Annotated in this window: 19 protein-coding genes and 3 pseudogenes; 12 read left to right on the forward strand and 10 right to left on the reverse strand. The window is 34.6% G+C overall.

Translation table 11 applies throughout. The annotated features are described in order from the left end of the window. Positions 1-2: 2 nt before the first annotated feature. From ACPT8Q_RS09275 to wecB, 7 genes are read right to left on the reverse strand one after another with little or no spacing between them, the layout of a single operon-like run. Positions 3-1562 (reverse strand): EcbG, encoded by a 1560-nt coding sequence (locus ACPT8Q_RS09275; RefSeq protein ID WP_050948620.1) that lies wholly within the window; start codon positions 1560-1562, stop codon positions 3-5. Then, complete coding sequence (locus ACPT8Q_RS09280) at positions 1559-1948, reverse strand: HAD-IIIC family phosphatase (protein ID WP_374955865.1); 390 nt, start codon at positions 1946-1948, stop codon at positions 1559-1561. Before ACPT8Q_RS09280 ends, ACPT8Q_RS09275 begins: the two co-directional genes overlap by 4 nt. Next, entirely contained in the window at positions 1945-2667 is a 723-nt protein-coding gene (locus tag ACPT8Q_RS09285) for a glycosyltransferase family 2 protein (protein ID WP_050948621.1), read from the reverse strand. Before ACPT8Q_RS09285 ends, ACPT8Q_RS09280 begins: the two co-directional genes overlap by 4 nt. A 15-nt stretch (positions 2668-2682) precedes the next feature. Further along, positions 2683-4134 carry a hypothetical protein gene (locus tag ACPT8Q_RS09290; RefSeq protein WP_050948622.1) on the reverse strand — a complete coding sequence of 484 codons (1452 nt, stop codon included), beginning with the start codon at positions 4132-4134 and terminating at the stop codon, positions 2683-2685. 5 nt (positions 4135-4139) lie between these two features. Then, positions 4140-7115 carry a glycosyltransferase gene (locus tag ACPT8Q_RS09295; protein ID WP_061671257.1) on the reverse strand — a complete coding sequence of 992 codons (2976 nt, stop codon included), beginning with the start codon at positions 7113-7115 and terminating at the stop codon, positions 4140-4142. Positions 7116-7159: 44 nt separating this feature from the next. Beyond that, positions 7160-8425: a UDP-N-acetyl-D-mannosamine dehydrogenase gene (gene wecC, locus ACPT8Q_RS09300; RefSeq protein ID WP_050948624.1), complete on the reverse strand. Its 1266-nt coding sequence runs from the start codon at positions 8423-8425 to the stop codon at positions 7160-7162. Between the two features lie 17 nt (positions 8426-8442). Further along, positions 8443-9567, reverse strand: a complete 1125-nt coding sequence (wecB, locus tag ACPT8Q_RS09305) for a non-hydrolyzing UDP-N-acetylglucosamine 2-epimerase (protein ID WP_050948625.1) — start codon at positions 9565-9567, stop codon at positions 8443-8445. Positions 9568-9981: 414 nt separating this feature from the next. Here wecB and ACPT8Q_RS09310 point away from each other — a divergent pair, with 414 nt between their 5' ends. The 5 genes and pseudogenes from ACPT8Q_RS09310 to sodC all read left to right on the forward strand — a co-directional run bounded on the left by ACPT8Q_RS09310 (position 9982) and on the right by sodC (position 14462). Next, positions 9982-11166 carry a polysaccharide biosynthesis/export family protein gene (locus ACPT8Q_RS09310; RefSeq protein WP_050948626.1) on the forward strand — a complete coding sequence of 395 codons (1185 nt, stop codon included), beginning with the start codon at positions 9982-9984 and terminating at the stop codon, positions 11164-11166. Positions 11167-11180: 14 nt separating this feature from the next. Further along, entirely contained in the window at positions 11181-12314 is a 1134-nt protein-coding gene (gene bexC, locus ACPT8Q_RS09315; protein ID WP_050948627.1) for a capsule polysaccharide exporter BexC, read from the forward strand. Beyond that, on the forward strand, positions 12314-13111 hold the full coding sequence (gene bexB, locus ACPT8Q_RS09320) for a capsule polysaccharide exporter permease BexB (protein ID WP_050948628.1): 798 nt from the start codon (positions 12314-12316) through the stop codon (positions 13109-13111). The genes bexC and bexB overlap by 1 nt, the downstream gene beginning before the upstream one ends. Continuing rightward, the gene (bexA, locus tag ACPT8Q_RS09325) at positions 13108-13761 is read left to right on the forward strand and encodes a capsule polysaccharide exporter ATP-binding protein BexA (protein WP_050948629.1); all 654 of its coding nucleotides are present in this window, start codon (positions 13108-13110) and stop codon (positions 13759-13761) included. The genes bexB and bexA overlap by 4 nt, the downstream gene beginning before the upstream one ends. A gap of 139 nt (positions 13762-13900) precedes the next feature. Next, a pseudogene (sodC, locus tag ACPT8Q_RS09330) lies at positions 13901-14462 on the forward strand (superoxide dismutase [Cu-Zn] SodC). A gap of 89 nt (positions 14463-14551) precedes the next feature. On the opposite strand, the gene ACPT8Q_RS09335 reads toward sodC, so the two are convergent. Genes ACPT8Q_RS09335 through ACPT8Q_RS09345 form a run of 3 tightly spaced genes read right to left on the reverse strand, consistent with a single transcriptional unit; the run spans position 14552 to position 16286 of the window. Continuing rightward, a complete protein-coding gene (locus ACPT8Q_RS09335) occupies positions 14552-14830 on the reverse strand; it encodes a heavy-metal-associated domain-containing protein (protein WP_050948630.1) in 279 nt (92 codons plus the stop codon). Between the two features lie 9 nt (positions 14831-14839). After that, positions 14840-15202 carry a mercuric transporter MerT family protein gene (locus tag ACPT8Q_RS09340; RefSeq protein WP_050948631.1) on the reverse strand — a complete coding sequence of 121 codons (363 nt, stop codon included), beginning with the start codon at positions 15200-15202 and terminating at the stop codon, positions 14840-14842. Next, entirely contained in the window at positions 15177-16286 is a 1110-nt protein-coding gene (locus ACPT8Q_RS09345) for a transglutaminase-like domain-containing protein (protein WP_050948632.1), read from the reverse strand. Before ACPT8Q_RS09345 ends, ACPT8Q_RS09340 begins: the two co-directional genes overlap by 26 nt. Before the next feature lie 252 nt (positions 16287-16538). Between ACPT8Q_RS09345 and ACPT8Q_RS09350 the strand changes: the two genes are divergently transcribed. The 7 genes and pseudogenes from ACPT8Q_RS09350 (at position 16539) to ACPT8Q_RS09380 (ending at position 22979) form a co-directional block, all read left to right on the forward strand. Continuing rightward, a complete protein-coding gene (locus tag ACPT8Q_RS09350; protein ID WP_061671258.1) occupies positions 16539-18962 on the forward strand; it encodes a DMSO/selenate family reductase complex A subunit in 2424 nt (807 codons plus the stop codon). Between the two features lie 10 nt (positions 18963-18972). Next, positions 18973-19590 carry a DMSO/selenate family reductase complex B subunit gene (locus ACPT8Q_RS09355; protein WP_038441398.1) on the forward strand — a complete coding sequence of 206 codons (618 nt, stop codon included), beginning with the start codon at positions 18973-18975 and terminating at the stop codon, positions 19588-19590. Between the two features lies 1 nt (position 19591). Next, on the forward strand, positions 19592-20431 hold the full coding sequence (locus ACPT8Q_RS09360) for a dimethyl sulfoxide reductase anchor subunit family protein (protein WP_050948634.1): 840 nt from the start codon (positions 19592-19594) through the stop codon (positions 20429-20431). A 111-nt stretch (positions 20432-20542) separates the two neighbouring features. After that, positions 20543-21154 carry a Tat proofreading chaperone DmsD gene (gene dmsD, locus ACPT8Q_RS09365; protein ID WP_050948635.1) on the forward strand — a complete coding sequence of 204 codons (612 nt, stop codon included), beginning with the start codon at positions 20543-20545 and terminating at the stop codon, positions 21152-21154. After that, on the forward strand, positions 21154-21654 hold the full coding sequence (gene napF / locus ACPT8Q_RS09370) for a ferredoxin-type protein NapF (protein WP_061671259.1): 501 nt from the start codon (positions 21154-21156) through the stop codon (positions 21652-21654). The genes dmsD and napF overlap by 1 nt, the downstream gene beginning before the upstream one ends. A 43-nt stretch (positions 21655-21697) precedes the next feature. Beyond that, positions 21698-21923, forward strand: a pseudogene (locus ACPT8Q_RS09375) (transposase); the annotation flags it as partial. A 631-nt stretch (positions 21924-22554) separates the two neighbouring features. Next, positions 22555-22979, forward strand: a pseudogene (locus ACPT8Q_RS09380) (hypothetical protein). Positions 22980-23103 lie beyond the last annotated feature (124 nt).

The following is a 23103-nucleotide window of genomic DNA, read 5'->3' on the forward strand; positions in this document are numbered from 1 at the left end:
AATTATAGTCCTTTCCACATTACATATAATCTTAATGCATTTGCTAGCATAGCTTCTTGTCTTTTCGGTTTATCAAAATGCAATGGTATCATAGATAAGAACAAAAGAATGGTTGCTGGCAAAATATATTTATTATTGATATTAGGAATCAAATTTTTTTCCATGAATTTATTTTGAATTAGTTTTATTCTTTCACTAATGCTAAATTTAATTTTAATGCCATTTGATTCAGAATGTTCTAGCTCAAAATAATCTGAAATAATAAAATCATATAACCCAATAAAAGAGTGACACAATTTAGCTAAATCATATGTCTGGTTGCCATAAATCGTTTTTTCTTTATTTAGGTTAATTCCTCTTGGATCAATAACTTTAATTGTATTACATCTAGAGTCGAACATAATATTACTAAAACATAAGTCACCATGAAGTATTGATGGAATGATAGGGAGTTCTAGAGTTTTATTTATACATTCTTCAGCGATTTTATATATAGATGGTAATGTCTTGCCATCGTATATAGTTTGTTTATGAATATCTAATTTAATTTTTTGGGCATATTCGTGTAATCTTTCAAACGTTTTATTTTTGTATAGCCCAATAGAATCTAAAGTAATTTTCTCTGGATCTTCATTAATTAAAAAATCTGGGGTTCTGCATTCGTTCATATATAATGAAATTGAATCGAAAATTTTTTCCCAAAACTCTGGAGGATTTGAACCGTGAACAAAAATCTCATTTAATGGAAGATAAGGTAAATATTCCGTTTCATAAAATACCAGTCCATTAACTTCACCACTTTGTAATAGCTGTGGCGTAAATCTTTTTAGATGAGGTGGTAGGGAAGCGAACCAATTTGCTTCAGCCTCTATTTTGATTGATGGAGCCCCTGACTTCCAAACAATCCCGTTAGCAATTTTTAAGTGATTAAATGCCCTTTGAGTAGTTATTTCTGAACGAGAACGGAAATATGTATTAATATGCCCAAAATCATACCAATGTTCTACTTCTTCATATACACAAGGTATTTCTAACGAGTATTTATGGATTGATTCAGTAAATTTCCCTTGTGTTTTAGCTAAACTACGAATAAATTTTTTAATAGATGAAAATGCAAAATATCCACACCAGGCTAATCTAGAGAAAGAATTATTTTGATATTCCCATTCATAGTTATCATTTGTTCTTGCTACGGCAATACAATTTTCTTTTGTCGGTATTTCACTGAGTAGTGTATCGCCGTGAAGTAAACGTAATACTTCATTATCATTATAGTCAATGGTATTTAATGCATACAGCAATGCCATTCCTAAAGATATTCCTGTAGGAATAAATATAGGGATTATGTTTAGACTACTAATAAGTTTTAATGAGTTCTTGTCTAATTCAAAATTGTCTGGTAAAGATAAATATATCCTCTCTTCGTTGAATACTTTTCTTAAATTATTCACTTGAAATGTGAAAAGTTTTTTATTCCCGATAGGTAAAAAAGAAGGTGGAATAGCACCAAACTCATTTCTAAATTCAGGAATAACATAATCAGCGGAATTAATAATGATCATTCTGAGGTATCCATTTTTGTGATTTTTCTTATTTCTTCATAAGTTAATGAAGTAAACTCATCAGGTCTAATTGCTCTATCATCAATATAGAACCCATCATGTCCACACCATGGTTTACCAATATAAATTTCATCATATGGCACATTATAGGAATTAAGCCATTGAATAATAGTTGGAAGTGTATAAATATTTATTTTTCCAATGTTTCCTTCAAAAGTTCTCATGTTTCTGCTAGAAGAAATAACTATTTCAAAACCATTTTTTTTATATTCTATTAATTTATCTATAACATCTTGAATTGGTGAGGCGCTTGCATAATTACCATCTTGGGTTAGTGTTATAGTGTTATCTAAATCAACAATTAATCTTTTCATTTTGTTTGTCACTTTTGTTTTTCTAATATATCGAGATATTCCTCTGGCGTGCCACAAAATAAAATATTCTCGATATTAATAAGATCATAGAGGATAGTATTATTTTCTCTAATTAAAGTATTGTATAAAGGTGCTATGTAAAATTCTTCTTTTACTTTTTCATTCTTTGCTTTTGCCTTTAAAAAGGCATTTTCAAATAGAGATTTTTTGCTAAAGTAATATAGTCCATCGCTACAAAAATCAGAGATTCTTTCTTTTTCTGCTGTTTTAATTACTTTCAAGGTATTTTCTTCTGCTAGTGCGAATGACCAATGATCTCCTTCACCTTTAAACACTTCTAAGTAACCATCACATGAATTAACCCATTTAGGTTTAATAAAATTAATGATTTTTGAATCAATATTGAAAATATATACTTCATCGTCAGCTTCTATATGCTTTAAGCCTTGATAAACAGTATCTGCTTGTCCCAATGTCTCTTTATCAAGGCAAACTAGATGAAAGTTTTTGATGCCTAAATGAGAAATTTCTTTCTCTATAAATTCTTTAGTATTATAAATATCTCTATATACGAAAATAAATGTATCAGTTTCAAAGTATTTCTCAAATGAACGGACTGACCACGAGAAAATACTTTCATCTTTCAGCATTAATTGATATTTAGGTTTTGTATATCCAGCTTTAAAGAAACGAGAGCTTAACCCTGCCATAGGAATAATAAATAGGCTCATATTTTCCTCATTTAATTATTTATAAATATCCATATCTCTTAAGACATTAAGAGGTATAAGTTTAGTTCCTGATAATCTAGATTTTTGCAGAGAACTAGGTGTTTCTAATAGAGATAGTGCATTTCCCCAAGCTTCTAATCCGCAGTTTATGTGTCCATGGTAAGCTCCCTTCTCTAAAGTATTGCTAGTAAACTGATATGATATTGTTGAATGATTGTGACATTTAAGTATAGGCAATATTGAATCTGGTTTACCTATCCATAATTGATCTCCCATTCCAAAGCCCCATTCTAAGAATAGATAATTTGATGTATCAGTAATTAAAGTTTTATATTCGTTTAATCTTTTATCTAAAATAAGAGGAGTACTATCTTTGAAAAAATAATCAGGTCTTATTTTGATTATAAGATCATATTGTTTAAAATATTCTTCTCCTAAAGTATTTACCCAATATGCATTATGGTAATACATTTTTTCAGAGTTAGACATCAAGTTATATGGGTACTCAGTATATTTTTTTATATTAAATTGGATAAGATTACACCATTGAAGATAGTTTGAAATATTATCTTTTATTATTGTTTCTATAGTATCATTGGAGAGATATGAATTTATCGCAGTATCAAATTTTGAGAAATCAAAAATATCTTGTTCTTTAGCAATAAAATCACAAGCCTCTTTTTCAAATATACGATAGCTATTTTGTGCATTAAATCTTGTAGAACCTATATTATCCCAAGTGCTAATATATGCATCTACGCTACCAAGAAATCTAAATTTAGAGGCAAATCTAGGAATTGCTTCTTCATATCCTCGCAATTGTCCACATATAAGCAGGGCAATTTTCATTAGCATATTTTTAGAATTGTTGTTTTTCCCTTGAGATACTTTGTTTTTTAAAGAGTTAAGACGAAACTCCAATATATCCTTATAGGTAGAATTAATTTTAGAGTTGGCTTTTATAAATAATGAGATTAAATTTATCTCATCTTTAATGCTTACGTAGTTTTTCTTCGTTAGTGCTAATAGTAAGTTTATAAAGAAGATGGGGTTTATTCTTCGTAACACAAAGATGAATAAAGGATTTTTAAATAATGTAATAAAGAAATCCATTATTTCATCTTTTACGAGTACATATACAAGTTGTTGTTGATTCAAGTTGTTAATAATATCAATTATTTCATATTCTTTTAATTTTAAGAATATACTTGGTGCAAAATAAGCAACGTTGACATTAAATGTTTCAGATGATGGTTCAAATTTCCAATCTTTCTCGCTCAAGAATTTGTTAATCATTATACTAACACGTTCCCAGCTACCCCAGCTTTTAGCGCCCATAGAATAGACATAGCGAGTATGACTAATCAAGTTACTACGATGGAATTGCTCAACTAGTTCATTAATATCAAGTAAATTATTTTCTATTAGAGATTGTATGTTTTCTTCAGAAAAAATTAATTCTTTCATTTTTTTCATCCTTTATTTTTATTTAGTCTGGGTAATATAGATATAATACTCTCTTTATCTTTTAATTCAACTTTAAATAAATTAGGGTGATTTATTTTACTCATCGGACTCCCTGTCTCAATAAGGGCAATTATATCAGATTTACTACCTAAATAATCGCTAATTTTAGATGGTAAATAAGGATTATTAACTTTTAGTCCTTCAGTTTCTGCGTCCATAACAACTAGTGCATCGAATTGGTCCGATAAATGCAGAAAGTCAAAATAAGAAACATAAGGTTGAATAATGATTAAATCATGCAATTCTTTCGGTGTAGTTTCTAGAATGCTCTCTCTATTTTGTTGAGTATAGATATAGAGTCTGAATGATTCTCTTAATTGGTTTGGTAATTCTTTCCAAGCATCAACAAAAGGCGTAAATCCTCTATTGACATAGAATGAGCCGAAGTATGCTAAGTTTGTATAGTTGTTATCTAACTCAATTTTAGCGCAGGAAATTTCATAGAAATTTCTTGGGAGCGTTGGTTGAGGTAAGATCACAGCTTTACTTCTTATTATATCTTTATGAGACTCATCAGCATAAGAAAGCATATATTCTAATTGGTTCTCATTAGTGAAGATTAATTCATCTGCATATAAATATGGTAGTGCTTCACACCAATAAAATAAATTATTGTTAATATATGTCTCAGTTTTACCTGAGATAAATCCATGGTGAATTAACCATTCAATAGGTAATTCTTCAAATCTTGCTTTACCAGAAACGTCCATTAAAACTGGATCTGAAAATTCTGCACTCCATTTCAATTGCGGATATTTTATTTTTAATATCGCAGCTGCAAAGTGAGAGGCTGGCCACATTGCTCGGCTATAAATTGATTTATAGACCCGTCTTTTAGTAAACAATTTTGCAACTTCAACTAATGTATTAGTTGCAAATTGTTCAATAGAATGCCAGTTTGAAAACGATTGAGGGCTATTTAATTTTATTGTTTCTCCTAGATAAGGATCTGCAATGAGCATTAATTCTTCATCAATAGGCCTTACCTTATCCATATTGTTATAAATAATATCAACAGGCTTATTCATTTCTCTAATTCGTTTACTCATTACTACACCAGAGGTATCAATAAATGGTGCAAAGCAATAAGAAATAATAAGTGTATCACTAAATAGAGCATTTATATCTCGAATGATATGGTTATTTATTTTGAGATTTTGAATATCTCGTATGCATTTAGAAAAATCATCAGGATTTTTCTTGAGATATCTAGTGATAAAGCCGGATTGAGCCTTAATTTTACTCTGAATAAACTGATTAATATATTGATTATAAGTTCCTTTAATTAAATCGGAGAGTTTTTTGATAACTTCTAAACGTTGCAATACATTAAAATCATAAGATTCTTTTTGGCGAGATACGGAGTTATCCCGAACAACGCGTTTATAATTTGCATATTGATATTCAGGGACTAAGCTAACTCTTGGCATAAATTTAGCAAGTACTTCGCTCCAAAATACCACATCTTCACCACTGCGCAGATTTGAATCGTATTCTACAGATTTCACCATATATGTTGGTACAAGTTTGCAAGCATTCATAGTCAGTGTTGAAGTGACATCATTATATTGGATATCATCTTTTAGAATAGCTTTATCAAGTTGTTTAGTTATTGGACTTACAACAATTTCTTCCCCATACACATCTTCAATACCAGTTAATGTTAATGTGTTATACATAGCTTTACTGTATAAGCTAGAAAGGAATTTTGTGTCTACATAATCATCATCATCAATAAATGTAGTCCAAGAAAATTTGGCTTTCTGAATAGCGAAATTTCGAGCTTTGCTTACATTAGCTTCTTTCAAAGAATAATATCTTAAATTAAGATTAGGATTTTCCAACTTATATTGTCTTAATAACTCTTCTGTGCCATCTTTAGGACCATTCATCACAACAATAATTTCAAATAGGCTATAACTTAGGTCTTGATTATTTAAAGAATCTAAGCATTTCTTAATAGTATTAACTCCTTTATATGTTGGAAGAATGATACTAATACCATTTGTATAGTGAGATATGCCTACTTTATTATGTACAGATATTTTTCCTTTTATATCCCAAGGAACAATATCTAATTTTATATTTTCACAATCTAAAGGTGGGATAATAAATAAATTATCCTGTTGATCTTTCTCTGTATTAAGGTAGAAATAGTATTTCCCCAGTTTTTTACTTTGTGGTAATTCAATACTAGATTCTAGTGTATTATTATCTTTATCTAAGAATGTAATAGCTGCCAGTGCTTGTTTAGTCTGCTTAGGGGTTTCTTCACTATCAATGTTGATTGATAAGACAAGTTGGTCAATATTTTTGCAAGCAATAGTTTGAAAGAACCCTCTGTTTCTTAATTCAAGCCGCTCCACTGCGAAAAGCTCAATAAAATCCTTAAACTCTTTTTGAGGTAGACTTGTCCATTGAGTAATAGTACGGCGACCTTTCCAATTAATAGTTAAATAATCAGGTTTGCGAAGTGTAACTGATATTTCTGTACGTTGTTGTTTTTTAGTTCTCTTCTCAAAAGGTAGTGTGTAAAGTGTTTTAATTAAATGTTTAAAGCCTGTCCATGATTTAAAACCAAAAATGAGGGCGTATCCCAATCGAAATGACATTGAGTGCTCATAACTAAGAGCTTTTTTTTCTAATTGTTCTTTCTGTCTAGTTAAGTTAGATTTTTCTTGTAACCATTCTCTATGGACGACTTCAAATTCACGGATCGCTTTAGTTAAATTTTTCTTTTCTTCCTGTAAGAAATCAATTTTATTTTGTAATCTTTGGATTCGTTTATCTTGTTCAATAGCTGTATTGTGAAACAGCGTTAAGCTTGTATTAAACTGAAAAAATTCTTGCTGCGGTACTATTTTTTCTTCATAAGAGTGATATTTTTTTTGATTTTTTTTGATTTTTTTTCTTTTAGACATACCTATTCCTATTATTTAGGGGACAAAAGCCCCCTTATCTTTAATTACCAGATCCCTTTCATATCTACTACCACTACATTGTTACCAAAGTGCGGTTTGTTTTCAACGAATTCTTTATGGTTAACTAATAATACAGCAACATCTGCAGTTTTTAGGCTTTCTTGGTAGTCTAGTAAAGTTAGTTTTTTGTCACTATGGTTTGCTTCTGCATTATAGTTTGGTTCAACCGCTTTTACTTGATTTGGATATAAATTCATTAATTTCTCAGTAATCGCTAATGCTGGACTTTCACGTAAATCATCGATATCTGGTTTGAAAGCTAATCCATAACAAACGATGTTGATTTCATTTGTTGATTTATTTGTAAGGTTTGCTGCTTTTTCTACAGCTTGTTTGACTTGCTCAATAACCCAATTAGGTTTGTTGTCATTTACTTCTCGTGCAGTACGAACTATATTTGCTAAATCGGGTGTTTTATCTACAATAAACCATGGATCAACAGCAATGCAATGACCACCGACACCACAACCGGGTTGAAGAATATTTACACGAGGATGGCGGTTAGCTAGAGCAATTAACTCCCAAACATTAATATTTAAGCGTTCAGAGATCAAAGAGAGCTCATTCGCAAAGGCGATATTTACATCACGAAAAGCATTTTCAGTAAGCTTACTCATTTCAGCCGTACGTGCATTAGTTTTCACTAGATCGCCTTTTACGAAAATTTTATAAACATCAATTGCTTTATTTGAACATTCGTCAGTAATACCACCGATAATTCGGTCATTTTCTACTAACTCGCGAATAACCTGGCCTGGTAATACGCGCTCAGGGCAATAAGCAACATAAACATCAATATCATCGATGTTACTATTTTCATGTGGGAATTTTAAATCTGGGCGTGAAGTTGACAGCCATTCAACCATTTGCTCAGTGGTACCGACCGGTGAAGTAGATTCTAGAATAACGGTATCTCCTTTTTTGAGAACAGGAGCTAATGCTTTTGATACAGCTTCAATATAGCTTACATCTGGTTCATGATCACCTTTAAATGGAGTTGGCACTGCGATTAGAAATGCATCAGCCTGCTCAGGCTTAGTAACTGCTTTTAATAATCCATCGGCTACTGCTTTTTGAACAATTTCACCTAAACCAGGTTCAACAATGTGAATTTTTCCTTGATTGATAGTATCAACAGCATGTTGGTTAACATCTACACCGATAACTTTAGTACCTTGTGCGGCGAACATTGCTGCGGCAGGTAAACCGATGTAACCTAAACCAATAACTGAGATTGTTTTGTTTTTCATATTGTTTATTTCCTATTTTATAAAAGATTATTTTTTAAAAGTGTTTCTACGATACGATGGGAAGCCATGCCGTCTCCATAAGGATTTTTTGCCATTGACATTTTTTCGTACAAATATGGATTATCTGTTAATAGAGAAAATTCTTTTACAATAGTATCTGTATCTGAACCTACAAGTTTCACAGTTCCAGCTGCTACTGCTTCAGGTCTTTCTGTTGTATCACGCATAACTAGCACTGGTTTTCCTAAGGATGGAGCCTCTTCTTGCACTCCACCTGAATCACTTAGAATAATATGAGAACATGACATTAAATAGACGAATGGCAGATATTCTTGTGGTTCAATAAGATGGACGTTCTCAATATTTGAAAGCATTTCTAGTAATGGTCTTCTTACGTTAGGATTAAGATGTAGAGGAAGTACAAATTCAAATTCAGAATATTTCTGCGCTAATTCTAATATCGCAAGCCCGATATTCTTAATACCATCACCATGATTTTCTCGACGATGAGCTGTAATTAAAATGATTTTTTTATCATATTTAGTAAATGGAAAACATTCTTCCATTTGAGTTCTTAAAATAGGATTTTTTAATTTCTCAGTTACTATTAAAAGTGCATCAATAACCGTATTCCCTGTAATAATAATGCCTTCTGGCTTTTTATTCTCTGCAATTAAATTCTTTTTTGCAGTTTCAGTTGGAGCAAAATGTAAAGATGTTAACATTGACGTTAAACAACGATTCGCTTCTTCAGGCCAAGGTGAATATATATTTTGCGTGCGCAAACCAGCTTCAACATGACCGACAGGAATTTTTTGATAAAAAGCAGCTAAACTTGCAGCAAAAGTTGTAGTTGTGTCTCCGTGAACTAAAATATAGTGAGGTTTGAATTCTTCTAAAACTGGAGTTAGTTTTTCAATAATACTCGTTGTAATTCCCTGTAGTGTTTGAGATTCTTTCATAATATTCAGATCATAGTCCGGTTCAATTTCGAATAGGGAAAGAACTTGATCTAACATTTCACGATGTTGTCCTGTTACACAGACTTTAGATATGATTTGTGGGTTTTCTCTAAGTTGATGTACTAAAGGCGCCATTTTTATTGCCTCAGGTCGTGTACCGAAAACAGTCAGTATTTTCATATGTGGTTTCCTTTAAGTTAGGTTAGTAAAATGAGAAAAATTTTTACATGTAAAAGTGAGTTTACACTTTCCCCTATATCTCAATAATATCGAATGAGAAAGACAGAATATTTCATATAATTCAGCGCCTCTGCATATAATATCATAGATAACTCAGCTAAGAAAGATATGGGAGATCTAGTTGCTTTCATCAAAGAGTTTCTTGTCGTTAAATCCTTAAAACAACTATTGACATATCAGTAAATTCAATAGTATTTTTTTATTTCTAGAATAAATGGTATACTCCTAAGGTTGATTTTCGAATACGGAAGAATGAAGGAGAGAGAGCTGCGATGCATTTTTTCATCTTTTTCACAATTTATTTTCTTGTATTCATTTATATTTTTCTTAGATTTTATAGGAATGAAACATTCAATGAAAAATTATCCATTAAGAGCGGTCAGCTTTGCCTTGATATTTGGACTTTCCGCTTGTTCTTCGCTACCCACTTCAGGGCCGAGCCATTCTGCAGTGTTGGATATAAACCAAGGGGCTGATGCATCGGAATTAGCTACAAAAGTTAATGTTGTTGAGTTAAATGAATTACTTGTGCAACAAATGTATATGGCACAACAAAGTCAACGCTTTTCAGGGTTTGCAGATGTGTCTGGTAGCAGCGGTTATGCTGGTGCTGTAAATGTAGGTGATGTATTGGAGATTTCCATTTGGGAGGCGCCTCCTGCAGTATTATTTGGTACAACCTTTAGTAGTGAAGGACAGGGCAGTGGCCATGTTACGCAATTGCCTTCACAAATCGTGAATAAAAATGGTACGGTAACCGTACCATTTGTTGGAAATATCAGTGTCGTAGGTAAGACACCAGAGGTTGTTCAAGCTCAGATTGTGGCAAGCCTTAGACGTAAAGCAAATCAACCACAGGCAGTAGTTAAAATTGCTAACAATAATTCAGCAGATGTGACTGTTATTCGTCAAGGTAATACTGTGCGTATGCCATTAACTTCAAATGATGAACGTGTTTTAGATGCAGTGGCTGCAGTAGGTGGGTCAACAGAAAATATTGAAGATGTGACTGTTCAGCTTACGCGAGGAAATCAAGTGAAAACATTGGCATTTGAAACCTTAATTGCCGATCCTAAGCAAAATATTGTATTACGTGCAGGGGATGTGATTTCACTTTTAAATACGCCATATAAATTCACAGGGCTAGGCGCTGTAGGTAATAATCAACAGTTACGTTTTTCTAGCAGTGGTATTACGCTTGCTGAGGCAATTGGTAAAATGGGCGGTTTGATTGACACGCGTTCTGACCCACGAGGTGTCTTTGTATTCCGTTATACGCCGTTTGCACAATTAGACTCTAAAGCACAGCAAGAATGGGCGGCTAAGGGGTATGGTAATGGCATGGAAGTGCCAACCGTATACCGTGCGAATTTATTACAACCGGAAACCATGTTTTTATTACAACGCTTCCCTATCCAAGATAAAGATATTGTGTATGTGTCGAATGCACCGCTTTCAGAATTCCAAAAATTCTTGAGAATGATTTTCTCGATTACCTCGCCGGTAACGAGTACGACCAATACGATCAGAAGTTATTAATTTAAGGGGATAATATGACAACCGAAAACCCAGTGGCACCGAAGAAAAAGAAGAAATCACTTTGGAATAAAATGAATTCGCTTTTTGGATTAACTGTATTGATTCCAACTGCTTTTTCTGCAGTATATTTTGGTCTGTTAGCATCTGATATTTATGTTTCAGAATCTAGTTTTGTAGTACGTTCTCCTCGTAGTCAGTCTTCTTTAAGCGGAGTTGGTGCATTATTGCAAAGTACGGGTTTTTCTCGTTCACAGGATGATACTTACTCTGTGCAAGAGTATATGCGTTCACGTACAGCACTATCAGCATTAGAGCAAAGTTTGCCTCTTCGCACTTTTTATTCTGAAAAAGGCGATTTATTAAGCCGCTTTAATGGGTTTGGTTTGAATGATACACAAGAGGCATTCTATCGTTATTTTAAAGAACGTTTGAGTGTTGATGTGGATTCTATTTCTGGCATTGCAACATTGCGAGTGCATGCTTTTGATGCTGAAGAAGGTTATCAAATCAATGAGCGCTTATTGAAAGAAGGTGAATCATTAATCAATAGATTAAATGAGCGTGCAAGAAAAGATACGATTGAATTTGCTGAGCAGGCCGTAAAAGATGCAGAGAAAAATGTGAATGAAACTGCACAAGCATTGAGTCAATATCGTATTAAAAATAAAATTTTTGATTTACCGGCTCAATCTGGAGTGCAAATTTCATTAATTTCAATGTTGAAAAGTGAATTAATCCGAGTTGAAACTCAATTAGCACAATTAACTTCAATCACGCCAGATAACCCACAAGTACCCGCATTGCAAATGCGCCAGAAAAGTTTGAAAAGAGAAATTGATGAACAAACACGTCAATTATCAGGTAATGGAAATTCAGCTGCAACACAAACTGCAGATTATCAACGTTTAGTCTTAGACAATGAGCTTGCTCAACAACAATTGACCGCAGCAATGACATCTTTACAAAACACTCGCGGAGAAGCCGATCGCCAACAACTTTATTTAGAAATAATTAGTCAACCAAGTAAACCTGACTGGGCATTAGAGCCAAGTCGTATTTATAATATCATTGCGACCTTTATTGTCGGTTTAATGTTATATGGTGTATTGAGTTTACTTATCGCAAGCATAAGAGAGCATAAAAACTAATGAAATATGGTGATCAAACAACGTTTAAACAATCATTAGCGATTCAAGGGAAGGTGATTAACGCATTACTTATGCGTGAAATAATCACTCGTTATGGGCGTAAAAATATTGGCTTTCTATGGCTGTTTGTTGAGCCTTTACTCATGACTTTTTTTATTGTGATGATGTGGAAATTTATTCGTGCTGATAAATTTTCAACTTTAAATATGATTGCTTTTGTCATGACGGGCTATCCTATGGCGATGATGTGGCGCAATGCTTCGAATCGTGCAATTGGATCAATTTCAGCAAATCTTAGCTTACTTTATCATCGAAATGTTCGTGTGTTAGATACTATTTTTACACGAGTTTTACTGGAGGTGGCGGGGGCTTCTATTGCTCAAATTCTTTTTATGGTAATCCTGGTGATGATCGGTTGGATTGATGCGCCACAAGATGTGTTTTATATGCTTATTGCATGGTTTCTCATGGCTATGTTTGCTTTTAGCTTAGGCCTAATTATTTGTGCTATCGCTCAGCAATTTGAGGTTTTTGGTAAAATTTGGGGGACCTTAAGTTTCGTATTGTTACCTATTTCAGGAGCATTTTTCTTTGTACATAATCTTCCATCACAGGCTCAATCTATTGCACTTTGGCTTCCAATGATTCATGGTACGGAAATGTTTCGTCATGGTTACTTTGGGGATACGGTAGTCACTTATGAGAGCATCGGATTTTTAGTCGTAAGTGATTTGGCTTTATTGCTAATTGGCTTAGTGATGGTTAAAAATTTCAGTAAAGGGATTGAGCCGCAATGATTCGTGTGAATAAAGTGTGTAAAAAGTATCACACTAATAGTGGTTGGAAAACGGTACTAAAAGATATCAATTTTGAGTTAAAAAAAGGTGAGAAAATTGGGATCCTAGGACGAAATGGAGCAGGCAAATCAACACTTATTCGGTTGATCAGTGGAGTAGAACCCCCAACAAGCGGCACTATTGATCGTTCAATGAGTATTTCTTGGCCATTAGCTTTTAGTGGTGCATTTCAGGGAAGCTTAACCGGGATGGATAACCTGCTTTTTATCTGCCGTTTATGTGATGTTGATCCTGAATATGTGACTCGTTTTACAAAAGAGTTTTCTGAATTAGGTGATTATCTTTATGAACCAGTTAAGAAATACTCTTCAGGGATGAAAGCTCGGCTTGCATTTGCTCTTTCGCTTTCTGTTGAATTTGATTGTTACTTGATCGATGAAGTAATAGCGGTGGGAGACTCTCGATTTACAGAGAAATGCAAGTATGAATTATTTGAAAAGCGCAAAGATCGTTCAATTATTTTGGTTTCACACAGTCCAAGTGCAATGAGAGCTTATTGTGATAATGCGGTAGTATTGGAAAATGGCATCATGCATCATTTTGAAGATATGGATAAAGCATATCAATACTACAATGAAACGCAAAAATAATTAATAATCAGTAATTTAATTTACGATCAATAGGGAAATTAAGTCAATTTAATTGTCAAATATTTAATATAAACCACTATTTTTTTATTGGTATTTAAGTAGAATTAATTTGAGTCTTTCTAAAGTAAAGGAGCTTATGATGAAAATGAAAACTCTCTTAGCATTAGCAATCAGCGGAATTTGTGCTGCTGGCGTGGCAAATGCACATGACCATATGGCAAAACCAGCAGGTCCTTCAATCGAAGTAAAAGTACAACAATTAGATCCTGCAAATGGTAACAAAGATGTAGGGACTGTAACCATTACTGAATCAAATTATGGTTTAGTGTTTACACCAAATCTACAAGGTTTAGCTGAAGGTTTACATGGTTTCCATATTCATGAAAACCCAAGCTGTGAACCAAAAGAAAAAGACGGTAAATTAATAGCAGGTTTAGGCGGCTGGCGGTCACTGGGATTCTAAAGGTGCAAAACAACATGGTTACCCATGGCAAGATGATGCTCACTTAGGTGACTTACCGGCTTTAACAGTATTACATGATGGTACAGCAACTAACCCTGTTTTAGCTCCACGTCTTAAAAAATTAGATGAAGTTCGTGGTCACTCTATTATGATTCACGCAGGTGGCGATAACCACTCAGATCATCCTGCTCCACTTGGCGGTGGCGGTCCACGTATGGCATGTGGCGTGATTAAATAAGTCGATTCTTAAAGATAAAAAGTGAGGTCAATTTCTAAAGAGTTTTAAAACCTCTCAAAAATCGACCGCACTTTTATTTTTTTATCACTTTATTTAATCACTTCCGTTGTATATTCCAATTTGTGAATGGCATTAATCAATTGCTCATCAACCACTTTGGGGTCTTCTACAACAGTAACGGTTCTATCTTTAATGGAGGCTTTAGTGGAAATCACGCCATCAATATTGCGTAACTCTTTATTCACTAAATAAGCACAAAGCTGGCAGTTCATTTCATTCACTTTTAGCACAACTTGCTTTGTTTCTTCCGCCTGAGCGATAAAGAAGGTGAATAATGAAAGTAAAAGTGCGATCGTTAATTTCTTCATTTTTTGTTCCTAATTAGAAAGCTCTAAAATCCACGGTAAAATGGTTGGATAAGTTAAGAAAAAGAGCATGACAATAAATACAATCCAATATAAAACAATGAGCTTTTTACGGGAAATATATTTGCTACAAATGATTTTTTTGGAAAACATCAACAGCCAAAATCCATAGGTAAAGGCACATAATGAAACGATAAGCATAGGAATACGCAAATAATCATATTCGCCCAAGCCAATCAACCATGTAGATGACACGCCAAATACTAAATAGATCAAAGGCGCAATACAGCACAACGTTGATGCCACCGCGGCACTAAGTGCGGTGGCTATGGCAATCCAAAAGGATTTATTAGAGTTTTTTAGAGACGTAGTCATATTTAAATTCTTTTGGATCAAAGGAATTTAACGGATCGCCACCCACTTCAGCATACGGATAGCCGAAGTTATTGATTGGAGCCAGTTCTGGTTGTGGATATAAATCGAAGTCACGGGCATGATTAAATCCGACCCAGTTTGCTTCCCAGTTACCAAACAAATATTTTGCTACGGCCTGTGTATCTTTATCTTCAACAGATTTTTTCTCAGCTAAACGCATTTTGGCAACGTCTGCGGAATCCACTGGTACCCAACCAAAACCAGCAAGGTAGAATTCAGCACGGCAGTGCTGACCGCCACTTACGTTTGCGATGCCTTGTTCATTCGCACTACCGAAAGCACCTTTGGAATATTTGCCCATTTTCTCTGCCGCACCTAAGCGAATACCAAAAATTTCACGGGCTGGGATGTCTGCCGCACGAGCAAGCGCCACAAATACAGAGTTAATATCGGTACATTTACCTTTTAATACGCCAGTAGTAAGAATTTTTTCTACATCGCCGTCGCCACAACCTAATACAGAATTATCACGTTCCATATTTTTTACGATCCAATGGTGAATAAGTTCTGCTTTTTTCAATGGATTAGTTTCTTTACCTACGATTTTGTCAGCAAATTCTTTCACAATGCCATCAGTTTTAATATGTGGAGTAGCTTTTAAGTACTCTTGTACATCCACTGAATACTGAATATCTTTTGGCGGAGTATAATTCTCTAAAGCACCTTTCACCATCGGTTCACGGTCTTTTGTTTCAATGACCATCGTGACTTTTAAATCACGTTTTTGTGCATCTTTATCCCAAGTGGCAAATAAGGTTTTCGCACCGTATTTATTGTTTTCTGTTATATAGGCATTCATGTAATTACCTTCAAAATGAATCGATTTCACTTGTTGGTATTCTCCATTAAATGGCAATGGAACCCATAAATTGGTTTGTCCTTGCGAGCCTTTTGGTGCAACTAAATCGTAGGTTTGCGTGAATTCGTAAAGATGGGCGTCTGTATTGTAGTTGGGAATAATGGTGTTTGCATGGGCTAACGAGCCACACGCAGAAAACACCGCAACCGCGATAAGTTTCTTCATGAAAAGATCCTCTAGTTAATAATAGTTAAACTTAACATATTAGATAAACTAATACGCCACTATGCTAACGGATTTTTAAATCTATAGTCAATTTGTTATTCCAAAATTTATAAAAACATCAACCTACTAAAATACCCTATAAATAATGTACCTATTAATAATTAGTTGATTTGGCTCAAGTAAAACTTCTATACAAAGATTATAATTAACTCGTTTTAGTTATTACTCGATCTTACTGTGGGGGACGATATTATGAGTAACTTTAATCAAATAAGTCGCCGAGATTTTGTCAAGGCGTCATCTGCGGGAGCTGCACTGGCAGTTTCAAATCTTACTTTACCTTTCAATGTAATGGCTAAAGAGACACAATACCTCAATGAAAATAGCCAGGAACGTATTGTTTGGAGTGCTTGTACAGTAAACTGTGGTAGCCGTTGTCCATTACGAATGCACGTAAAAGATAACCGAATCACTTATGTGGAAACCGATAATACGGGGACAGAAACATATAATCTTGATCATCAGGTTCGTGCTTGTCTACGTGGACGTTCTATGCGTCGTCGGGTGTATAACCCAGACCGTTTAAAATATCCAATGAAACGTATAGGTAAACGCGGAGAAGGTAAATTCAAACGAATCAGTTGGGATGAGGCTTTAACTGAAATTGCAGACGCATTGAAACGCAATATCAAAAAATATGGCAATGAATCAATTTATTTAAACTATGGTACGGGAACACTCGGTGGCACAATGGCTAAATCTTGGCCACCTGCATCCACTATGATCGCTCGTTTTATGAATTGTATTGGTGGATATTTAAACCATTATGGTGATTACAGCACCGCACAAATTGCAGTCGGTTTAGATTATACCTATGGTGGTGGTTGGGCATTGGGAAATGGAATGGCTGACATTGAAAACACCAAATTAATAGTGTTATTCGGTAATAATCCTGCAGAAACTCGTATGAGTGGAGGTGGTTTAACTTATTGTATTGAACAAGCCAAAGCTCGTTCCAATGCCAAAATGATTATTATCGATCCTCGTTATAATGATACTGGTGCAGGGCGTGAAGATGAGTGGATCCCAATTCGTCCGGGTACTGATGCAGCCCTTGTTGCTGCCCTTGCTTATGTAATGATTAAAGAAAATCTCGTGGATCAACCTTTCTTAGATAAATATTGTGTTGGTTATGATGAAAAAACATTACCCGCTGACGCCCCTAAAAATGGTCATTATAAAGCCTATATTTTAGGTTATGGTGATGATGATGGTATCGCTAAAACCCCTGAATGGGCGGCTAAAATCACTGGTATTCCAGCGGAGAGAATTATTAAACTCGCACGTGAAATTGGTAGTACAAAACCTGCCTTTATTTCCCAAGGCTGGGGGCCTCAACGTCGTAGTAATGGAGAATTAATCTCTCGTGCCATTGCGATGTTACCAATCTTAACGGGTAATGTTGGAATTCACGGCGGTAACACTGGTGCACGTGAAAGTGCGTACAGCATTCCATTTGTGCGGATGCCTACGCTGAAAAATCCCGTGAAAGCAAGCATTCCAATGTTTTTATGGACAGATGCAATTATTCGAGGCACAGAAATGACCGCACTTACAGATGGTATTCGTGGTGTTGATAAATTATCTTCCCCCATTAAAGTAATTTGGAATTACGCAAGTAACTGTTTGATTAATCAGCATGCACAAATCAATCGTACCCACGATATTTTACAAGATGATACCCAATGTGAAATGATCATTACTATTGATAATCATATGACATCTACTGCCAAATACAGTGATATTTTATTACCAGATTGTACAACTTCAGAACAAATGGATTTCGCTTTAGATGCCTTTGTATCCAATATGGCCTATGTCATTTTTGCAGATCAAGTGATCAAACCATCTTTTGAATGTAGACCTATTTACGATATGTTGAGTGATTTAGCTGAGAAAATGGGCGTAAAAGAAAAATTTACTGAAGGAAGAACACAAGAGGAATGGTTACGCCATATTTATGAGCAATCTCGAGAAAAATTACCTGAATTACCTACTTTTGAAGAATTTAGACAACAAGGTATTTTTAAAAAGGTTGATCCTAATGGCTTTAAAGTTGCATACAAAGATTTCCGTGATAATCCAGAAGCCCATCCACTTAAAACGCCATCTGGCAAAATTGAAATTTATTCTTCTCGTCTAGCTGAAATAGCAAAAACTTGGAAATTAGCAGAAGATGAAGTGATTCATCCCTTACCTATTCACGCCCAAAGTTTTGAGCATTACGGTGATCCATTAATGGAAAAATATCCGTTACAACTAAGTGGTTTTCACTATAAAGCGAGAACCCATTCAACTTATGGCAATGTGGATGTATTAAAAGCAGCTAATCCACAAGAAGTTTGGATGAATCCTATTGATGCAGAACCTCGTAATATTAAAAATGGCGATATGATTCGTATCTTTAATGATCGAGGCGAAGTACGTATTAATGTAAAAATTACCCCCCGTATTATTCCAGGGGTTGTGGCATTAAGCGAGGGGGCTTGGTATGCACCAGATAAAGATCGTATCGATCATTCAGGTTGCATTAATGTACTTACGACACAACGCCCATCACCGCTTGCGAAAGGTAATCCGCAACATTCTAATTTAGTTCAAGTGGAACGTTTGTAGGGGGATAATTATGGAACAATATGGTTTTTATTTTGATTCTGAACGCTGCACAGGCTGTAAAACTTGTGAATTAGCCTGTAAGGATTACAAAGATCTTGGCACAGAAGTCAATTTTCGTCGTATTTATGAATATACAGGTGGTCAGTGGAATCAACAAGCAGATGGATGCTGGCATCAAAATATATTTGCTTATTATATGTCTATTTCTTGTAATCATTGTGCAGATCCTGCTTGTACAAAAGTTTGCCCAACTGGTGCAATGCACAAAAATGCAGATGGTTTCGTGATCGTCAATGAAGAAATTTGTATCGGTTGTCGTTATTGCCATATGGCATGTCCTTATGATGCACCGCAATATGATGCACAAAAAGGTCATATGACAAAATGTGATGGATGTTATTCTCGCGTAAAATCAGGTCAAAAACCGATTTGTGTTGATGCCTGCCCACTACGAGCATTGGATTTCGCTCCTATTGATGAACTTCGAGCAAAATATGGCACACAAGCCTCCATCGCACCACTACCACCGGCTGATATCACTCAACCAAATTTAGTGGTAAAACCCAATAAACACGCTCGTTTAAGTGGCGATACAAGTGGGTTCTTAGGAAACCCAAGAGAGGTGTAAGATGAATACAGGATTATATGAACTGCCACTAGTATTTTTTACAGTTTTGGCACAAAGTGCGGTCGGTGCTTGGCTTGTTTTCACATTTGTACTATTTAATGAGAAAAATACAAAAAGTAGCACTTATATTCATAAAGTAATGTTTGTGATTTTGGCTTTGCTAGGTATTGGATTTATTGCTTCCATTATGCATCTTGGCTTACCTATACGTGCATTTAATTCACTTAATAGAGTCGGCTCATCAATGATGAGTAATGAAATTGCCACTGGTGCAATATTTTTCGCATTAGCAGGTTTCTACTGGCTGATTGCAATTTTAGGTAAAATGCCAGTTTCACTTGGAAATGTATGGCGAATTGTGACCGCTCTTATCGGCATACTATTTATGTATGTAATGAATCAGGTTTACCATATTACAAGCATACCAACTTGGAATAATGCATTAACCTCTTGGTCATTCTATCTTACCGTTGTATTAGGTGGATTAACATTAAGCTATGCGTTATTAATCCCTAATAAACAACGTGAATATCAGCTTCAGCATCTGCCAAGTTTATTTGCCATTGGAGTATTATTGGTCGCAATAGTAGCCATATATCAAGGCTTCAATTTACACAATATTCACAGTGCTATTCAAAATGCCGCTGACCTCGTACCAAATTATGCCATAATGACCGTAACTCGCTTATGTTTACTTTCCATTGTAGCTTTCCTCTTATTCCGAGTGAAAAACATAGGACTATTAGGTATTTCCGTTCTATTAACGTTAGTAGCTGAAGGCATCGGTCGCGTATTATTTTATGGATTACATATGACTTACGGCATGACGATTGGTGGTTAAATTATGTTGAGGCGTATAGCATACGCCTCAATTTTTAGAAACGTTAATTAGTAATATTTAACCAACCCTCATATCCCCATTCACTAACGACAAATTGTTTTCGGAGATACTATGCAAAATACTCTTCAACAAATTTCTATTTATGGGCGTTTACTCGGTGCAGTATTTTACTATGAGCCTAATGATGCACGACTTACTGATATTTTGACATTCTTTCGCCAACCAAATTGGATGCAAGAATGGGAAATTTCATTTGATGTAAAAACACATAAAAAAATCACCGCACTTATTGAAAAAGGGCTGCAACAAAATATCACTGAACAATATCAGTATTTATTTATTGGTCCAAATGAATTACCTACGCCACCTTGGGGATCCGTATATCTTGATCCTGAATGTGTTATTTTTGGTAATTCTCTCTTAGCATTACGCGATTTCTTACAACAACATCAAATCGCATTTCAAACACAACAAGATGAACCAGAAGATCATATTGGCTTAATGCTAATGCTTGCTGCATATTTAGCAGAAAATCAACCGCACTTATTAATCGAATTTCTACGTGAACACTTCTTAACTTGGGCGTATCATTTCCTTGAACAACTAAGCAAAATAGAAAATTCTGATTTTTATCAAGCTCTTGCATTACTTACCATAAAAACTTTACAACAATGGCAAGTAGATTTACATATTAATGTACCGACAGTAAGATTTTATCGATAATGAAAAACGAAGCCTATTATCAGGCTTATTTAAGCCACCATCACATTTCTCGTAGAGGACTATTGCGTCATGTATTTCCAGCTACAAAATCAACAATAGAAAAAACGCAGTTTCGTCCTCCCTTTTCAGCACGAGAAGATTTATTTTCCGCCGTCTGCAATGGTTGTGGGGAATGCGCTTCAGCTTGCCCTAATGGTTTAATTCAACTAAAACAGCAACAAGCCACCCTTGAAATTAACTACGCACCTTGTGATTTGTGTGGTAAATGCGCAGAAGTTTGTCCGACAAATGCACTACATCCTAATTTTCCAGCGGATACATTACTTCGTCCACAATTTTCCTCAGCCTGTTTAATCCTACAAAATCAAACCTGTCCAGACTGCCAAACCGCTTGCCCACAACAAGCAATCTCCAGCACTTTAGAGATTGATAATGAACGTTGCAATGGATGCGGAGAATGTAAAATTACCTGTTTTGTCGCAGCCATTACACTTAAATAAAAATCTTGAGACTGTACTAAATAACGACTAAAAATCCCATTTAGTATTCAGGCTTCTCAAACGAAATGGCAAGGTTTATACCATCGTTGTCCCTAATGCACAATCAGCGATATTATTGCCAATTATCCGAGAGAAAGTTAAGCCTGATAGCATTGTGTACACGGATACCTTTCGTAGTTATGATGTGCTTGATATCAGTGAATTTAGCCATTTTCGGCATTAATCACAGCTTGCATTTTACTGAAAATCACAACCACGTGAACGGAATTTAAAATTTTTGGAATCAAGCAAAATGCCATTGACGCAAGTTAGAAACTCAAGAACTGGAAGATTTGTCGGGCAGTCAAATAGTTTTTGTGGTTGCGGATACACTTATTAAAGAAGAATGGATTAAAACTTTTCAAGCGAATCCCAAATTGGTTGTAGCAATAGGTTGTTGCATTCCTAAAAAAATTGGGCTTGATGGCTGTTCTATCAGTGAAACACAGATACAAATATATGCAAAAACGATACTGGCAATTATGTTTAGCGTTTCATATAATTTTTTCCGTCTTGACTGGTAAAATATGAGATATGCTTTACTTCAGCAGGAGAAACAAACCAAAGCTATTTATATTGAATCTATGGAAACAACAGAACTAGCTAAATCAGCATTAAAAAAACTAGTGGATGAGAAAATACCATTAACACAGATCAAAGCAGTACTTTACTAACCTAAATGGCATTTAACCTATTCTGCCTTTGATTAGGCAAGCTTTTAATCTTGTGCCTAATTCCACTAAAACACCTCAAAAACTCACCGCACTTTATTTAATTTCCAAGGCACTAGTTAAAAAATGTGCATCAGTATAAATTTTCAATACAAAAAGTGCGGTCAAAATTTTCAAGGTTTTTGTATTTATGAATAAATTAAAGATGGCATTGTTTGTTGGGGCTCTTGTGAATTTATTTGCTTGTACCACAACACATCAGCCGAAAGAGACCATTAAATCTCGATTTTTAAAGAATAATATTAGCCAAGCTGAATTAAATATCATTATCGTTGTAATAATAAAGAAACTGGCAAAATTTCTAATTTAACGACTTATTTTCCGCTTTCTCGAGAAAGTCGTATGAAAGAGAATTTTGGTTTTTATTTTCAGTTAGATAATGGCAAGGCGATACCTTTTGATCATTCATACACACTGACACTGAATGCGCGTGGTACAAAATTTGAAGCGATTTATCGTTCGTATGATCCAATTCAAGGAAGTTATGTAGATTTAATCGTGCGATCTCAAAGTTCAATTTACTACAAGAATCAACAAGGCAAGCAAGTAACTTAGTTAAGTTGCAAAGGTGGTTAATTTTATCTAAGCAATGATTTTTTTCAAATATCAGTGGTTTTACCATTCTTTAAAAATAATAGATTAAATACGATTTCTATCATTAATATCTATACAACATAAA

Source organism: Haemophilus sp. HN_Hi10 (assembly GCF_049821985.1).
In the GTDB taxonomy this organism is placed as follows: Bacteria; Pseudomonadota; Gammaproteobacteria; order Enterobacterales; family Pasteurellaceae; genus Haemophilus; species Haemophilus influenzae_D.

Excerpts from the sequence above, each read along its gene's own strand:
- ACPT8Q_RS09310 (WP_050948626.1), top strand. The coding sequence starts at position 9,982 with ATGAAAAATTATCCATTAAGAGCGGTCAGCTTTGCCTTGATATTTGGA.
- ACPT8Q_RS09285 (WP_050948621.1), bottom strand. The coding sequence starts at position 2,667 with ATGAGCCTATTTATTATTCCTATGGCAGGGTTAAGCTCTCGTTTCTTT.
- ACPT8Q_RS09355 (WP_038441398.1), top strand. The coding sequence starts at position 18,973 with ATGGAACAATATGGTTTTTATTTTGATTCTGAACGCTGCACAGGCTGT.
- ACPT8Q_RS09275 (WP_050948620.1), bottom strand. The coding sequence starts at position 1,562 with ATGATCATTATTAATTCCGCTGATTATGTTATTCCTGAATTTAGAAAT.
- ACPT8Q_RS09340 (WP_050948631.1), bottom strand. The coding sequence starts at position 15,202 with ATGACTACGTCTCTAAAAAACTCTAATAAATCCTTTTGGATTGCCATA.
- ACPT8Q_RS09290 (WP_050948622.1), bottom strand. The coding sequence starts at position 4,134 with ATGAAAGAATTAATTTTTTCTGAAGAAAACATACAATCTCTAATAGAA.
- wecB (WP_050948625.1), bottom strand. The coding sequence starts at position 9,567 with ATGAAAATACTGACTGTTTTCGGTACACGACCTGAGGCAATAAAAATG.
- wecC (WP_050948624.1), bottom strand. The coding sequence starts at position 8,425 with ATGAAAAACAAAACAATCTCAGTTATTGGTTTAGGTTACATCGGTTTA.
- napF (WP_061671259.1), top strand. The coding sequence starts at position 21,154 with ATGAAAAACGAAGCCTATTATCAGGCTTATTTAAGCCACCATCACATT.
- ACPT8Q_RS09350 (WP_061671258.1), top strand. The coding sequence starts at position 16,539 with ATGAGTAACTTTAATCAAATAAGTCGCCGAGATTTTGTCAAGGCGTCA.
- ACPT8Q_RS09360 (WP_050948634.1), top strand. The coding sequence starts at position 19,592 with ATGAATACAGGATTATATGAACTGCCACTAGTATTTTTTACAGTTTTG.
- bexB (WP_050948628.1), top strand. The coding sequence starts at position 12,314 with ATGAAATATGGTGATCAAACAACGTTTAAACAATCATTAGCGATTCAA.
- ACPT8Q_RS09335 (WP_050948630.1), bottom strand. The coding sequence starts at position 14,830 with ATGAAGAAATTAACGATCGCACTTTTACTTTCATTATTCACCTTCTTT.
- ACPT8Q_RS09345 (WP_050948632.1), bottom strand. The coding sequence starts at position 16,286 with ATGAAGAAACTTATCGCGGTTGCGGTGTTTTCTGCGTGTGGCTCGTTA.
- ACPT8Q_RS09295 (WP_061671257.1), bottom strand. The coding sequence starts at position 7,115 with ATGTCTAAAAGAAAAAAAATCAAAAAAAATCAAAAAAAATATCACTCT.
- bexA (WP_050948629.1), top strand. The coding sequence starts at position 13,108 with ATGATTCGTGTGAATAAAGTGTGTAAAAAGTATCACACTAATAGTGGT.
- dmsD (WP_050948635.1), top strand. The coding sequence starts at position 20,543 with ATGCAAAATACTCTTCAACAAATTTCTATTTATGGGCGTTTACTCGGT.
- bexC (WP_050948627.1), top strand. The coding sequence starts at position 11,181 with ATGACAACCGAAAACCCAGTGGCACCGAAGAAAAAGAAGAAATCACTT.